The organism is Saliphagus sp. LR7 (assembly GCF_003344565.1).
In the GTDB taxonomy this organism is placed as follows: domain Archaea; phylum Halobacteriota; class Halobacteria; order Halobacteriales; family Natrialbaceae; genus Saliphagus; species Saliphagus infecundisoli.
Map to the genome: position 1 here is coordinate 431,168 of NZ_QPND01000003.1, position 14,841 is coordinate 446,008.

Below are 14,841 nucleotides of genomic sequence, written 5' to 3' on the forward strand. Positions count from 1 at the left end.
TACAGCGATTTTACGACAATTAGTCATAACAATGGCAGATCACGAGTACGAGACCGACGGCGAGGAGAACCACGCGGAAGCAGAGACCGAAGTCCACCCCGACGAGGGGCTTCAGGACTACCCCGACGAGCGCGCCATTGCGAAACAGGGCTACGAGCACGATCCTCGCATCTGGAACAACCAGATTTATCGACCGACGTGGGATATCGTCAACCGAATCCTCGGCGACCGTCACGACGGCGAGGGCCTGGGGTCCGACTACCTGAACCCCGCGGTGATGTCCCTCGAGGACGACAGTGACGCGACTCGGGAAGCGTGGACGCCGGTCGATGGCGCCGACGACTGGACCGATCCCACGGTCCCGCACGTCCTACTCCTCTGCCGGCCGAGCGATACGGACGGTCGGATCAACTACGAAGTCACGGGGTACCGAAACTCCGGCGACGAGTCGTGGACGGTCAACACGCTCGACATCAACGCGAGCATCTCCTCGGAGGGGGAGATGGCCGGATCGCTCGTGGTCCGGACGGCAAAGGAGGACAACCTTGACCACCAGCTCATCTCCTGCCAGTACGGCGGCCAGGAGTGGTTTGCTGTCGAGATGGATCCAGGAGGATTCAATTGGGGGTATGACGGCGGGATGTGGGTCGCCGGCGTCAGTCGGCAGGTTCCTTTCCCGCAGGTCGTCCCCCAGTCCAATGTGTCCAGTATCACATCTTTTGAAGATACAGGGTCGCTCTCCGTCCCCGCTCTTGATGTTGTGGGAGATTCCCTTGATATAGGCTATCTCTCTGGCGATGAGCTTGACATTAGCGGATCGGCGACCGTTGGGTCGGTTTCGGGGATTCAGTTTGTCAAACCCGGCGATTCGGTCGCAGAGATTAACGCCGTACTGGCCGATTCTGACGGCACAGTGGTTTTTCGGCCTGGGTTGTATGAAATTGCGGACCGAATCGAAGTACCGTCGGGAGTCACGGCACATATCCCCGATGGAGTCTCGATCACCCCGGCAAGCAATCACTCCTTTTCAACGACAACAATCGAAGATCACGATGTTGCTGCATTCGTGACGAATGCAGACCACAACAACGGCAACTCCGATATCCACATCCGTGGGGAGGGGCGAATCCATGCTGAGGGCGCGGATCTTGACCCTACCCTCTCGTGGGCCGGGGTGTGGCTCCACAAGTGCGAGGACTCCACGGTCCGGGACCTCACGATAGACCACATCCTGTATTCGTTCTTCCAAGAAGACCCCAGCAGCGATTCCGATCGACGGTATTTCGCCTGTCTGTTCACTGAGTGTTTTGATTCGTCAATGGACGGTCTATACGGGGGATATACTGCCGATGATACGCTCGGTATCCGTCGGACGTCAAAGCGGTGCCAGATCCGAAATTGCACCACCGAGCACTCGGGAGCGGGCCACGGGATCCAAGCAGCTGCTGGCGAGAGCAACTTTGGCCGGATAAACGGTGAGCCCTGCCGAGATATCGACATCGAATCGTGTGTTGCCCAACACTCGGACGGACCGAGTTGGGCACGAGCGGGGATCGCGCTCCACCACGCCGAGGACTCGTCGGTTCGGGATTGCCGATGCATCAACACGGGCTCGGGAGTCCTTGTTCTCGGGGAGTCCTCCGGGGCGGCGCTCAGCAATAACTACATCCGAGATCCATACGTCTACGGGACCTATATTTACGCACACAGTTCCACGCCGGGGAGACTCGTGAATATATCGGTCAATGGGACGACTATCGACATGTCAGACAACACTGAAACTGGGATCTATCTTGATGACGAGACGGCGGAGCTCATCAATATCAACATCTCATCCCCCACAATCCGTGGGCCAGCCGGGGAGGAATGGGTCGTCGGTATCGACATCGGGAATCCAAACGGAAGCGGGATCGCACAAGTCTCCGTCTCGTCGCCGACGATCCGGGATATGCCCGACTCGGCGATCGCGTCTCGAGGTGGAGGGAACGTCCGGCGAGTGACGATCAGCGACCCGACAATCCGTGAATGTGGGTATGGGGTCTTAGCGTCGAACGAGAATGGGGGCACTCTCGAAGACTGGTCAGTTTCTGGGGGCGTTATTTTCTCGACGGATCGGTATGTCCGTGATACCACTCGCCCCCCGAGGGGTGTGTTTTTCCGCGGCGGGGTGGATTCAATCTGTCAGGGAGTTCGTGCCAACGTTGGCGGCGTTCCCAACGTTAACGGCGAGGGGATCGCCTTTTCGGAGGAGGACGCGTGTGATTACAACACGTTTGCGAACTGTAACGGGAGAGGGAGCGGGACAGCGGCTCCCCAGACTGTCGGCGCGAACACGATCACGAGTGCGAATCAAACCTAATAGACCGGCGGATTCAAGGCAAACCCGTGCGAGCGGGCCGCTATGCACGATCTCTTGACGCTCGTCCGCAAGGGACTCGCCCAACCCGAGCGCGTCCCCCAGTACCTCAGCCAACACGCCCCATCCAAAGTCGGGGAGGCCCGGCAAGAGGGCTACCGCCGATGGCGCTCGATTCAGCGCCAAAAGCCCCGGATTCAGGAGTTCGTTGCTCAGGACGAGTTCGCACTTATCATCCTTGATGCCTGCCGATACGATGCGTTCGAGGCGATCTCCGACGGCTACCTCCGTGGCGATCTCTCGGAGGTGTGGTCGGCGGGGCATTGGACGGGAGAGTACGTCCACAACACATGGGACGGCTTTCACGACCTCACCTATGTCAACCCGTCGCCGGTGATCTCTCAGTTCTACACCGAGGAACGTGGGCGCGCGGACTGGACGGATCCAGAGACCTATTTCGGGGACGTCATCCCGGCGTGGGACACCCACTGGGACCGCGACCTCAAAACCACGCCAGCGGACGTCATCACGGATCTGGCACTCGGCGCGATCGCGGACATGGATCGGACCCGGCTCGTCGCACACTATCTCCAACCCCATTTCCCCTATATCGGCGAGTACCGACTGCCAGAACTCGTCCGGGACGACGAAGTCCCGTTCCGCGAGCGTGTCGATCAGGATGGGGAGACAGTGACAAACCACTGGAGAGAAAAGGCCAAGGCCGGCGAGGTCTCGCAGCACGAAATCCGACGAGCGTACGCGTCGAACCTCATCTATGCGCTCAAAGAGGTCCAGCGTCTCGTCCGCGCACTCGACTGTCCAGTGGTGGTGACTGCTGACCACGGCGAGCACCTCGGCGAGGGTGGACGGTGGTCCCACCAAGCATCGAGCCGGTGGACGCGCGTCGTGCCATGGCTTGAGGTTGAGTCGGTGGGTGGCGAGGGTGGCAACCCCTTCGAGACGATCGAACACACGCGCCGGGACGAACGTCCGACAGCCGATGCGGACGTCGAGCAGCGCCTCGCCGATCTCGGGTATGCGGAGTGAACCCACCGATACCGAACTGAATCGGCTGGACTGAGACGCACTGAGACAAACGAGTGGCGGAACCCCGTTGCGGAATTATTAGAGAAACAACACAACCATGGTTAGCTTAGGCGACGATCCAAACGGTATCGAGTTTGACCAGGGCGATGAAATTCGAGATGAGAACGGAAACGTTCTCTTTGTCTTCGATGCAACAGGGACTCCAATCGCCGTTGACGGCGATTCCCAGCCGCCGGAGCACCATGGAAACGGGGCTCACACTGATAACTACGCCCTGGCGTCGGCGATTTTCTCGGGAGAATACAGTGATTTAACGAGCGTCCCCAATACGTTCACAGCTGAAACCCACGGAAACGGGTCCCACACCAAGGCCTATGCCGCCCAGGCTGACGTCGGCTCGGCTAACGGGATAGCCTCCCTCGACGCGAATAGTCAGGTTCCGAATAGCCAGCTCCCGGCGCTGGCGATCACGGATACATACGTCCTTGAGCCCGGCCAGGCACTCACGGATCTCACCCAGGCTGAGACTGGCGACGTAGCGATCGATCAGAGCGCCTCACAATCGTATATTCTCCGTGGAAACGAACCGACGGTCGAAAGTAACTGGGAAGAACTTGAAAGTCCCGAGGCCGCGGTTAGTTCGGTTTTCGGCCGCACCAGCGACGTTACTGCCGAATCTGGTGACTATACCGTTAGCCAGATTACTAACGCCGCTTCCGAGGACTATGTCGATACCGAGGTGTCGGGGAAGGCTGACAATCCCCACGGCGATGGGGCTCACTCCGTGGATTACGCTCTCGCGAGTGAGCTGTTCTCTGGAAGCTATGACAATCTCGTAAATGTTCCGAGTACGTTCACGCCGGAGGACCACAGCCTCAGTGGCGACCGTCACACCACGGATACGCTCGCTAATCTCAACAGCAAGATATCCGACGCAACCCTTGACGATGCAGAGGAGTCGAGGCCGCCCGACTCTCACGATCACGCCGGGGACGCGCTGGGAGAGTCGGCTGCGCTGGCCTCGGTAACTACCGAGACTCTCTCGGATACGGTTGAGTTTGCGGTCGGCGACTCCGATACCGCGGGTATCAACGAGGCAATTAACCGCCTTCCAGCGGGAGGCGGAACGGTCGTCGTTCCGGGGGGGACGTACACCCTCTCCGATCAACCACTCGTTCCTGATAACGTAACACTCGTAATCCCTGCTGGCTGTACGCTTTCCCCCGCCTCAGACTTCTCTCCGTCCGTTATGACCGCACTGAACGGTTACGACACTGTTGGATTAATTACAAACCCAGATCATGAGAACGGAAACGAGAACGTCAATATTGTCGGAGCTGGTCGAATCCACGACGAAAACGATAATCTGGATCCCTTAACATCGTTGGCGGGCGTCTGGCTCCACAAATGCACTCGTTCTCAAATCGGGAATGGGGAAACGGGGATGCTTGAGATTGACAATATCGCGTATAACATCACGTCTGGCGGTGGGCCGAGTGGCGAAGACCAGCGGTTTTTCTCGGCGTACATCACCGAGGGGCAAAACTCCACAATCAATGGCGTCTACGGCCATCACACCGGAGATGATACCCTCGGAATCCGCCGATCCTCAAAAGCCTGCTCGATCAAAAACTGCGAGTCCCATAACGCAAAGTACGGACACTGCGCCCAGTCCGCTTCCTCAAGCACCCACATGGGTAGACCCAACGGGGTTTGCGAGAATATTGAAATCAAGGACAACTACTTCCACGATACGGACGGCGGTGATTGGTCCGAAGCGGGCGCGTCACTCCATCACGCGCAAGGGGTCGTGAAAAATAACGTCATCGAGAATACTGGGTCAGGGGTCCTTCTCCTCGGAGATTCAAGCGGCTCAACGACTCAAAATAACGTTATCAAACAGCCCAGAACTGATAGAGGCGCAGTAACGATTCTTGGGCACTCGTCAGGGGGTGGCCCCTTGGAGAATATCTGTGTTGATGAACCTGATATTGAATTGCGGGCGTCGACCACGCAATCAGGGGTGTACGTGTACCCTGAAGCAGTTTCTATCCGCGATGTCGATATTGACGTGGCGGTCACGGGCGATCTCGCTGAAGCACCTAGCCATCGTGGTGTGTACCTGTATTCCGACGGCAATACCATATTAGAGTCGGTCAATGTGGATGTTACTGCCACTGGGATGGACGAGGACGCCCTTACTATTATTCCCGACGACGCAGGCGCGACGATCCGAGATGTAACTGCACGCATTACAGCCCGGGTGTGTGGTCGTGGGGCCCGGATTCTGGTAGTCGGTGGGTCGTTATCCGATATTGTCATTGATGGTGGGACGATCCGGGAAAATGGTGAAACGACCAGGGGTCACGGAATCATATTCAGCGGTGTCTCTGATTGTATTTGCTCGAACGTTGATGCTACAGTTTCGTCAGATGCGTTTGTGGAATCGAGCGGGTCGGATTACAACACGTTCATTGGCAATAACGGTCGCGGTTCCGGAACTTCCACAGTACAGACGGTTGGTGCGAACACCGAAACTGTAGCGAACCAGCCATAACTACCCCGGACCACTTCCGCGGCGAGTTGATCGGCCGCGAGATGCATCGAGAGTCGAACGAACGGGCGGAATCCCGAGTGGATGCGGTCAGAGATACCTTACAATGCCAGGGCTCAATCAGACAGCAGCACAGTCAGCAATCGACGTCATCATCGCGGGCGGCGCGGACATCCGCCTGATGACGACCAGCGTCAATTACGACGATACACAAACAGAACTCGATACCAAGGAGGTCGGGACGGCGGATTACTCCGCCGAGACGGTTGCCCAGGCCGACTGGACGACCACGGCCGATGTACCGGGGGAGAACACGACCCTGGAAAACGACGTCGTCATAGACTTTGGCCAAGCCGAGAACGACTGGGGGACCGTGGTCGACGTCGTGATCCACGACGCCGACACCGACGAGTTCATCGTCGCGGATGAACCGAACGACCCGGAGATCACGATCGGCGAGGAAGTCTCGATCCCGGCCGGGGCGATCACTTACACACTCGGGTAAACTCCCCAACCCCACCCAACCGCTCGCCTACCCACACCTATAGATGGTCGAACTCTCGCCAACGGGGTCAGATACCGAAACCGAGACCGATTCCGATACCGAAACCGCGACCCCGGACGGGGGGGTCGTCGCACCTTCTGCCGTCGAGCCGGATTCCACCGTCGACCTGTACGTTCCCTCTGGTGAGACACACACCATCCCAACAGGCGAGACAGAGACATACGAGACGATTGAAGCCGACGGGACGATCATCGCCGATGGGACGCTTCGAACAGCGCAGTTAGAATATATCGCGGCGAGTGCGATCGATACTGACACGTCAACAGCGACGGCGACGCTCTCCCGAACCCTCTCGGCATCGGCGGCCGAGATCGACACCGCGACTGCGATTGGGTCGCGAACCCGGTCGCTCATCGCAACCGCGGACGATACGGATGCCGCGACGGCCTCGATCTCGCGCACTCGAGACCTGACGGCAAGTAGTGACGACTCCGGCAGTGCGACGGGTACGACGACGCTGGCGCGCACACTCCGGTCGAATGGTATCGATCCCGACACTGGAGCGGCGACGACGGCGAGAACGCGCGGCCTCACCGCAGCGTCGATCAATACCGATAGCGCGACAGCTCGGAGTACTTCGGTCGAACCAGAAGCCGTCTCGATCCAGGCGACGGCGTCCGACGCCGAGACGGCGACAGCGGCGACCTCCCGGACGCGGACACTCGCAAGCGAAAGTGTCGACGTGGATACCGTCCAGGCGTCGCTTAAGCGGACACTGGAACTGTCGAGTGTGTCCGCCGATCCCGACGTGGCAACGGCGACTCCGACTCGAGCTCGCTCGCTCGTGGCCGCCGGGGCTGACGCTGATAGTGTGACCGCTGCGACGAGACGGGAGCGAACACTCCAAGCGAGTGTTATCGGATCCGATAGTGCGGCCGCTACGGCGACGCTGGCACGAACACTCTTGGCAAGTTCCGCCGATCTTGAGACCGGAGCGGCGACGACATCGAGAACGCGCGGCCTCACCGCAGCGTCGAGCGATACCGAAAGCGCGACGGCTCGACTGACCTCGACCGAACCAGAAGCCGTCTCGATCCAGGCGACGGCGTCCGACGCCGAGACGACGATCGCGAAAACGACCCGAACGCGAACAGTAGCGAGCGAGAGTATTGACGCGGACGTAGCCGAGGCGTCGCTTAAACGGGCACTGGAACTGTCGAGTGTGTCCGCCGATACCGACGTGGCAACGGCGACAGCGAGCCGTTTCCTTTCGCTTGCGGCCACCAGCACTAACGCTGATAGTTCGACCGCTGCGACGAGACGGGAGCGAACACTCCGGGCGAGTGCGACCGTTCCCGATAGTGCGGCCGCTACGGCGACGCTGGCGCGCACACTTCGAGCGAGTGCGACTGGTATCGACACCGGAGCGGCGACGACGGCAAGAACGCGCACCCTCTCCGCGGCGGCGATCAATACCGATACCGCGACAGCTCGGAGTACTTCGGTCGAACCAGAGGCCGTCTCGATCCAGGCGACGGCGTCCGACGCCGAGACGGCGACAGCGGCGACCTCCCGGGCGCAAACGCTCGCAAGCACGAACGCCGATGCGGACACCGCTCAGGCGGAGGTCACGAGGGCGCAGGCACTTTCGCTCCTATCAGGTGATGGCGACACGGCGACGGCAACAGCGACTTGTGTGCGTCCGCTCACGGCCACGGGGACTGACGTCGAGAGTGCAACGGCCACGACCGCGCTGGTGCGAACGCTTCTTGCGAACGGCACCGATATCGGGAGTGCAACGGCCACGATGGGGCTGGCGCGGACACTCCTGGCGAGCGCTACCGATATCGACAGTGCGACGGTCCGACTCACATCGACTGAACCAGAGCCCGTCACGCTCCGAGCAACGTCGTCCGACGGCGAGACGGCGACCGCGGCGACCACTCAGACGCGATCGCTGGCGAGCGAGAGTGTCGACACGGACACCGCTCAGGCGGAGGTCACGCAGGCCTGGGAACTTTCGGGTGCGTCATCCGATGCCGACAGAGCGACGGCAACAGCGACCCGTGGGCGTCCGCTCACGGCCACGGGGACTGACGTCGAGAGTGCAACGGCCACGACCGCGCTGGTGCGAACGCTCCTGGCGAACTCTACCGATATCGATACCGGAGCGGCGCCAGTCACGCGGGTTCGGTCCCTCGCGGCGACGAGCACCGAGACGGACACGACAACCGCACTACTCGGCCGAACCCGTTCCCTCCAGGGTTCGAGTGCCGATCTCGACAGCGGGTTCGCTACGGCGACGCTGGCACGCACACTTCTGCCAAGTGCCACCGATCACGATACCGGGGCGGCGACGACGTCAAGTACGCGCGCCTTCACCGCGTCGGCGAGCAATACTGAGAGTGCGACCGCTCGGGTCACATCAACTCCACCAGGAGCCATCTCGATTCGGGCGACGGCGACCGACGCCGAGACGGCGACCGCGGCGACCACCCAGACGCGATCGCTGGCGAGCTCGAGCGCTGACGCGGATACCGCTCAGGCGGAGGTCACGCAGGCCTGGGAACTTGCGGGGGTGTCAGCTGATACCGACGCGGCAACGGCGACGACGACTCAGTTTCGATCCCTCACGGCCGCCGGGACGGACGCCGAGAGTGCAACGGTCCCCCTGGCGATCGAGGAGCCCGACGCTATCTCGCTGGGGGTGCGTGCGGTCGACGCTGAGGTTGCAACGGCGCCGACGAGACAAATCCGCACCCTCCAGGCTGCGAGTGCTGATCCGGATGCGAGTGTCGTGCCTCTCCGGCAGGAACACACTTTGGTCGCGGCGGGATCGGACGCCGAGACGGCCGGCGCGTCGGCTCTTCGGACCCGTTCACTTCTCACGGTGGCGGCTAACACGGACGCTGCAACGGCCACCCTCTACGTGTTCGACCCGCGGGAGGAACCGGCCGATCGGCAGATCACCCTGGGCGGGACGTGGGCCGCCGACAAACCTCTCGGAGGACTGTGGGCTGCCGACCAGACTCTGGGAGGACTGTGGACGGCCGAGTACGAACTTCGCGGAGCGATACACATGACCCTCGAAAACCAAGACTTCGAAATGTGGCAGGGTGAATCGGCGAACATCACAGTCCCGGTCGAGGACCGCGACAACCTCGAGGGGTCGCAGGTTCACTGGGTCGTCACGCCGAACGAATGGAACGATACAGTCGTCTACGAGATCCCGGATGGAGATATCGATGTTGCCGACGCGACGGCAACGTTCACCATCCCGCCCGAGGACTCTCGAGAGATCGATGACGGGACATACCACCATGAACTGCGGTTCCACACGACAGGCTACGAGGTGGTGGATGAACAGGTGACGACAGCGGGGACGTTGACGATCAGGCCGTCGAGTTCTCGGAACGTCTTCACCGAGTGACAGCATCGGGTGGCCAAACCGTCGGTGACGGTCCGCGACTCACAGTAACAACAGTATCATGTCCAGCGAAACCACCGACAGAAAGCTGTTCGACACGGCTGACGCACAGATCACCGAGAACGAAGACGCGATCGACACTCTCGAGGAGACTCAGACCGAGCAGGGCGAGCAGATTGCCCAGCTCCGGTCGGCCCTCGAGGACCGCGGCCCGATCGAGACGAGCGGCCCGACGATCGAGCTCTCGCCCGAGGAGTGCGACGACTTTGGCGCGAAGGTCCTCGAGCACCAGGATCCGCACTTCAGGCTCGAAAAGGGCGACTACCCGATCAAAACGCCGATCGACCTCCACGGCAACGCTGACTGGAGCGAGCTGCGGATCGACGCGCCACCTGGAACTCGGTTCGTCGTCGCGAGCGAGGACCTCGATTACGTTCTCCGAGTCGGCGGCACCCAGTCGAGACACCAGACGTTCGACCGACTCTCGCTGCGGAACCTCGCGCTCGTCGTCGATCCCGAGCAGGGCTACGACGCGGGCTGGGGGCGCTGGTGGGTCAACGATCACGTCCGAACCGAGAACCTGTCGGTCGAGGGCCGGCGGGACTACTACGACGACGGTCGCGGCCTCGAGGACGGCGACGATCGCGACTCGACGAGAGGCGACAAGTTCGGGTTCTATTCTTGCATGACCTCCGAGGGCGGGGTCGGGGTCCACCGACATCTCAATCTCACGGACGGCGACACCCCCGCTGGGAACGTCGATCACACGCAGTTCGACCACGGAATCGGCGTCGGCTCCGAGACCCAGCACGTCGGCACGAACTTCTGGGTCGGCTGCTCCGTCGAGGAGTGGTGGGACAACGGCTTCTACCTCAAGGACGGCCCCGGTTCTCACATCCTCCTCGGCTGTGAAGGTCACAACTGCGGCGGGACGGCGATCCGGATCGGGGAGAACGACGTCGCGATCGCGTGCAACGCCGACTGGGACCTCCCCCTCAGCGCCGATATGCTCGAGGAGGACTACTACCAGGAGTCGCCCCGCTATCCCGACACCCCTGACGACTACGACGGCCTCTACCAGGACGAGGTTCCCAACGGGATCTGCTTCGGGGCCGACGCCGCGCTCGCGACGGTCGTCCGTGGGCTCGACGTCCACAAAGAGACCGGGCAGAACGAGGCCGTCCGATTGTGGTCCGACGAGTCCCACCAGATCACGCTCGAGGACGTCTACGTTCGCAATAAGACGAGCCAGTACGGCCTCGCCCTCCGCGGCGAAGGGCGGGCGACAGCGAAGGGAGATAACGTCCGCGTGATCGACACGGGCGACACGTCAGCGAAGGGCGCGGCGGTCCAGGTCGATCGGTGGAACGTCGTCCTCGAGGACAGCGTCATCGACGCCTCCGGGGGCGGCGGTGATCGGGACGCGATCGACGTCCAGTCCGGGCGGGTCGACGTCCGCGGAGGGTCCCTCGCCGGCGCTGAGGGCTACTGCATCCGCGTCCAGGACGGCGCCGACCGGCTGTCGATCGACGGGACGCAGCTGCTCGACGGGATCGTTCTCTACGATGGCTCGAGCGTCGGCGCCCTCCAGCTGCTCGACGCCGACCTGCGGAAGGTCGAGACGATGTGGCCCGGCGCCGATCCCCGTGACGTCGTCGACGAACTCGTGATCCGAGACCCGCTCGGCGACGTCGACGAGCACCCGCCGATCCAGGCCTCCGGAAACAGCGGAAACAGTGGTGTGTCCAGCAGCGGATCGGGCCGCGCCTGCGAGTGGATCGAGGCCGAGGGAACCGAGACGCCCGTCTTCGAGATCGAGGGTGAGGCTTCGGGGCCGACTATCGCGCTGATCGGCGGCGTCCACGGGGACGAGGATCCAGGCTGGCGAATCGCCGGAAGGTTGGCGAATATGCGACCCCAGGCGGGGACGCTCCGGATCATCCCGAGAGCGAACCCCGAGGCGATCGCGGACCGGTCCCGGACCGCCGGTTACGATCTCAACCGCGTCTGGCCCAGATCTTCGGAGCCGTCGACGGAGCTCGCGAGAGCGATCTGGGAGCACGTACAGGACGCCGATGTCGTGATCGACCTCCACCGATCGACTGGCATCTATCCCGACGGTGCGGGTCAGGCGATCTACTCCTCGTCGGGTGGAGAATCCAAAGGAGCCACGGCAGTCAAGGAGTTCAACGCCCGGTACGTCGATCCCTCGAGGTTCGGCGGAGAGTATAAATTCAGTCACGTTCCCGGGCAGTCCGACGGGACCGGGATCGCCTCGATGATCCGGTTCTGCGCGAGCGATGGAATGGACGCCCACCTGATCGAGACGACCACCAAGGGCGTCGCGATGGAGCGTCCGGTCGAGTGGCTGTTCGCGATCACGAACGAGCTTCTACACCAGTACGGCGTCTACGTCGAATAGGATTGTTTTCACTCGGCACACGGGGTGTCACCCCTGGTGGCCGTTGAGCAGCGGGACTACTTTTCAGCGGAAACGCGGTGTCCGGTTGATCGCCTCGCTTTCTGAGGCGTGTCGTATCAACACGAACGCTTAGTGGCAACACCGACGATCAACCCCGAACTTTTTGTCGACGTTCACACATGCATACTCTATGGAAGTATCAACCGAGGAGATGGAGAAAGAATGAGTGGGGGAAACGAGCGAAAATCACTCTCAGAGCTGATTAACGGAGCGAGTATGGATGATAGTCAAGATGAGAAGGGTGATGGAACAGATTCAGTTGACAATCTCTTGGACGGTGACCTCATCGGGAATCTGAGTCCCGACACGGATAGTGATTTTGAGGGAGTCGACATTTCAGGGCTCCATGAGACCCTAAAGGAGCAGAACGAGTTACTCGAGGAACAGAGTTCTCGTCAGCAGCGGCAGTTCAAATTGACGATCGGGCTTATGGTATTTCACACGGTCACTCTTGCAGCGGTCTACTATACGGCAACATCCAGAGAATGGGTCGCTGTCGGAATGTTCATAGCCGGGATGATCGCCACCGGGGCAGTGTTTTTCCACCTTCGAGATCGGTAGCCACATCCGTGATCTGGTCTAAACGTCCGTCCGAGCAACTACCAGACTGGTCGTCCGCAAGCTATTAGGCTGCCAGGCTGGTAGCATCAACTGGCTGAGTCCGGAGAGGGTGCCGCGTTGTGGCACCCGGACTCTCAATCGTCGAGTAGCATCGCGATCATGAGTGCTGTCTGGAACAGCTGGATCGCGAGCAGCGCCGTCGCAGGTGTCGTCTCGATCAACATGGTTGTCACTCAGTGCCTCAGGAGCTCCCCTCCAGGAGTGGCTGAGTCCGGAGAGGGCGTCCGTCGGCACGACTTTCTTGCCGCTGGAGGTACATATGCGTTCCCAGACCAGAGCGAAACTGGTCACTACCGACGACGGGTGTACTTAGGGCTAGATCCGCTGGAAGTGATCGTACTCCCGCTCGGTCGTGAGAATCGACGAGTGGCGGAGTCGGTTCCGGACGTGATACAGTCGGTTGTCCTCCTCGGCGCGAAGCATCCGCCAGGCGACGCCGTGCCGTAGCGTGTGCGACGAGACGACGTCGGCCGACCGACGACCCTCGTAGGAGTAGGGACGGATCTCCGCGCGGCGTGCGGCCCGCTGGACGACGTCGTTGACTCCCTTCGGCGTCATCCGGTTCCCCTTCTGGCTCGGGAACAACGCCGCCGCGGAGCCGTCGCGATCGTCGACGTAGCGTTCGATCGCTTCAATCGTCCCGAGAGCGCCGGCCGGGTCGAGCTCAAACGTCGCCGGGTCCGGGGTCTGATCGTTGGGGTAGTCCTTCTGGATCCGCGTCGGAATCCGAAGGTCGCCGTCCTCGAGATCGACCTGCTGGTCTACGACGACGGCCAGGAGTAGCGGGCGCTGGGCGGTCTCGGGAGCGAGGATCGGTCCCTTCCCGAGCAACACGTCGGATCGTCACATACAGAGGAGGCAGAAATCGGTGGGCCTGACTCGGTGAATGGCCGGGAGGGGCTTGTATCTAAGACTCGGTTCGAGAGATTTTGATACAAATGTTTCGGCGCCAATTTGAAGACCGGGTAGTACTACGCATCGGTCGGAAACTTTTTTTCCCTAGTTGATTGGATAGCATATGAGCAAAGAGATTGTTGATCGGTTTCGTGAATTTTCGGATAAAGAAGAGGAAGTGACTGATAGCGTTGAAGAAACAGTGTCTTCTGTCCTTGAAGGAAGCCGATTGTCTGTCGCGGACTCCAGAATCTCCAATGGGAAAATCCGAATTGAATTAAGCCATCTCGATGTAGTAAAACAATTGAAAAATAACGAAGAGCTAGATGGCATGAATGTGGAATGGTTAGAGAACGCCCATATAGGGTTTGAAGAAGAGAACAAGGATTCTAGGAGCTAAGAGAGAAATCGATGGCTCGGTTAATTCGTTCAATCACTGATTGGGTAGGTCGCCGCCTTCTCTGGGGTGTGGTCTCATCAACAGAAGATCAGCCTGACAGGCAATCCCCTTCTAACGCCGAAATGCGAGCACTACATGCAGAAAAAGATTTTCTCGACAGATTCAATTCAGCAACAAAATTATATGGTTTTTTCGGTGTGATTATACCAATTCTTGTATTTATATTAGATGCTATCCTTTGTGGCGTGATCCCAGACGTTATTCCAGGAATAGTGATGGAATTGATTGGGGCGTGGGTGTTAGCGCGGGCGGTTTTCATAGGACCTAACCAGATTCGAGATATGGCCACGGCAGGGTATGGGGGGCCTATACCTTCGCTTCGGAAAGCGCTCGCAAGCGATGCAGCCGATGGTATCTGGGGTGTAAGTCTCAGTACCTCACAAAGCGTCCTCAGCTCACTGCCGCTGAAGCCTGAATTACCGACGAATCTGGGCTGGACGGGTGCTCCAATGATCCATCCCAGCCGCGGAAGACAGAGTAGCGTCGCAGTCGGCG

General features: G+C 60.4%; 11 protein-coding genes. 9 read left to right on the forward strand and 2 right to left on the reverse strand.

Annotated elements, in window-relative coordinates; translation table 11 throughout:
- The first annotated feature begins 31 nt into the window (after positions 1-31).
- From DVH23_RS07080 to DVH23_RS07095, 4 genes are all read left to right on the forward strand, one after another.
- Positions 32-2,359 carry a right-handed parallel beta-helix repeat-containing protein gene (locus DVH23_RS07080; protein WP_114576730.1) on the forward strand — a complete coding sequence of 776 codons (2,328 nt, stop codon included), beginning with the start codon at positions 32-34 and terminating at the stop codon, positions 2,357-2,359.
- Positions 2,360-2,401: 42 nt separating this feature from the next.
- Positions 2,402-3,403 carry a sulfatase-like hydrolase/transferase gene (locus tag DVH23_RS07085; RefSeq protein ID WP_114576731.1) on the forward strand — a complete coding sequence of 334 codons (1,002 nt, stop codon included), beginning with the start codon at positions 2,402-2,404 and terminating at the stop codon, positions 3,401-3,403.
- Between the two features lie 97 nt (positions 3,404-3,500).
- Positions 3,501-5,960, forward strand: a complete 2,460-nt coding sequence (locus tag DVH23_RS07090; protein ID WP_114576732.1) for a right-handed parallel beta-helix repeat-containing protein — start codon at positions 3,501-3,503, stop codon at positions 5,958-5,960.
- A 103-nt stretch (positions 5,961-6,063) separates the two neighbouring features.
- Positions 6,064-6,462, forward strand: coding sequence for a hypothetical protein (locus tag DVH23_RS07095; RefSeq protein WP_157972354.1), 399 nt, complete (start codon positions 6,064-6,066; stop codon positions 6,460-6,462).
- 27 nt (positions 6,463-6,489) lie between these two features.
- On the opposite strand, the gene DVH23_RS23525 is transcribed toward DVH23_RS07095, so the two are convergent.
- Positions 6,490-8,076 (reverse strand): hypothetical protein, encoded by a 1,587-nt coding sequence (locus DVH23_RS23525; protein WP_157972355.1) that lies wholly within the window; start codon positions 8,074-8,076, stop codon positions 6,490-6,492.
- A gap of 82 nt (positions 8,077-8,158) precedes the next feature.
- On the opposite strand from DVH23_RS23525, the gene DVH23_RS23530 reads away from it, so the two are divergent.
- The 3 genes from DVH23_RS23530 to DVH23_RS07110 all read left to right on the forward strand — a co-directional run bounded on the left by DVH23_RS23530 (position 8,159) and on the right by DVH23_RS07110 (position 12,932).
- On the forward strand, positions 8,159-9,892 hold the full coding sequence (locus DVH23_RS23530) for a hypothetical protein (RefSeq protein ID WP_157972356.1): 1,734 nt from the start codon (positions 8,159-8,161) through the stop codon (positions 9,890-9,892).
- A gap of 58 nt (positions 9,893-9,950) precedes the next feature.
- Positions 9,951-12,311 carry a succinylglutamate desuccinylase/aspartoacylase family protein gene (locus DVH23_RS07105; protein ID WP_114576735.1) on the forward strand — a complete coding sequence of 787 codons (2,361 nt, stop codon included), beginning with the start codon at positions 9,951-9,953 and terminating at the stop codon, positions 12,309-12,311.
- 222 nt (positions 12,312-12,533) lie between these two features.
- Positions 12,534-12,932 (forward strand): hypothetical protein, encoded by a 399-nt coding sequence (locus DVH23_RS07110; protein WP_157972357.1) that lies wholly within the window; start codon positions 12,534-12,536, stop codon positions 12,930-12,932.
- 375 nt (positions 12,933-13,307) lie between these two features.
- On the opposite strand, the gene DVH23_RS07115 is transcribed toward DVH23_RS07110, so the two are convergent.
- Complete coding sequence (locus DVH23_RS07115) at positions 13,308-13,826, reverse strand: tyrosine-type recombinase/integrase (protein WP_114576737.1); 519 nt, start codon at positions 13,824-13,826, stop codon at positions 13,308-13,310.
- Positions 13,827-14,010: 184 nt separating this feature from the next.
- On the opposite strand from DVH23_RS07115, the gene DVH23_RS07120 reads away from it, so the two are divergent.
- Positions 14,011-14,286 (forward strand): hypothetical protein, encoded by a 276-nt coding sequence (locus tag DVH23_RS07120; protein ID WP_114576738.1) that lies wholly within the window; start codon positions 14,011-14,013, stop codon positions 14,284-14,286.
- Positions 14,287-14,408: 122 nt separating this feature from the next.
- On the forward strand, positions 14,409-14,841 hold a 433-nt coding region (locus DVH23_RS24540; RefSeq protein WP_232833711.1), incomplete at its 3' end, for a hypothetical protein.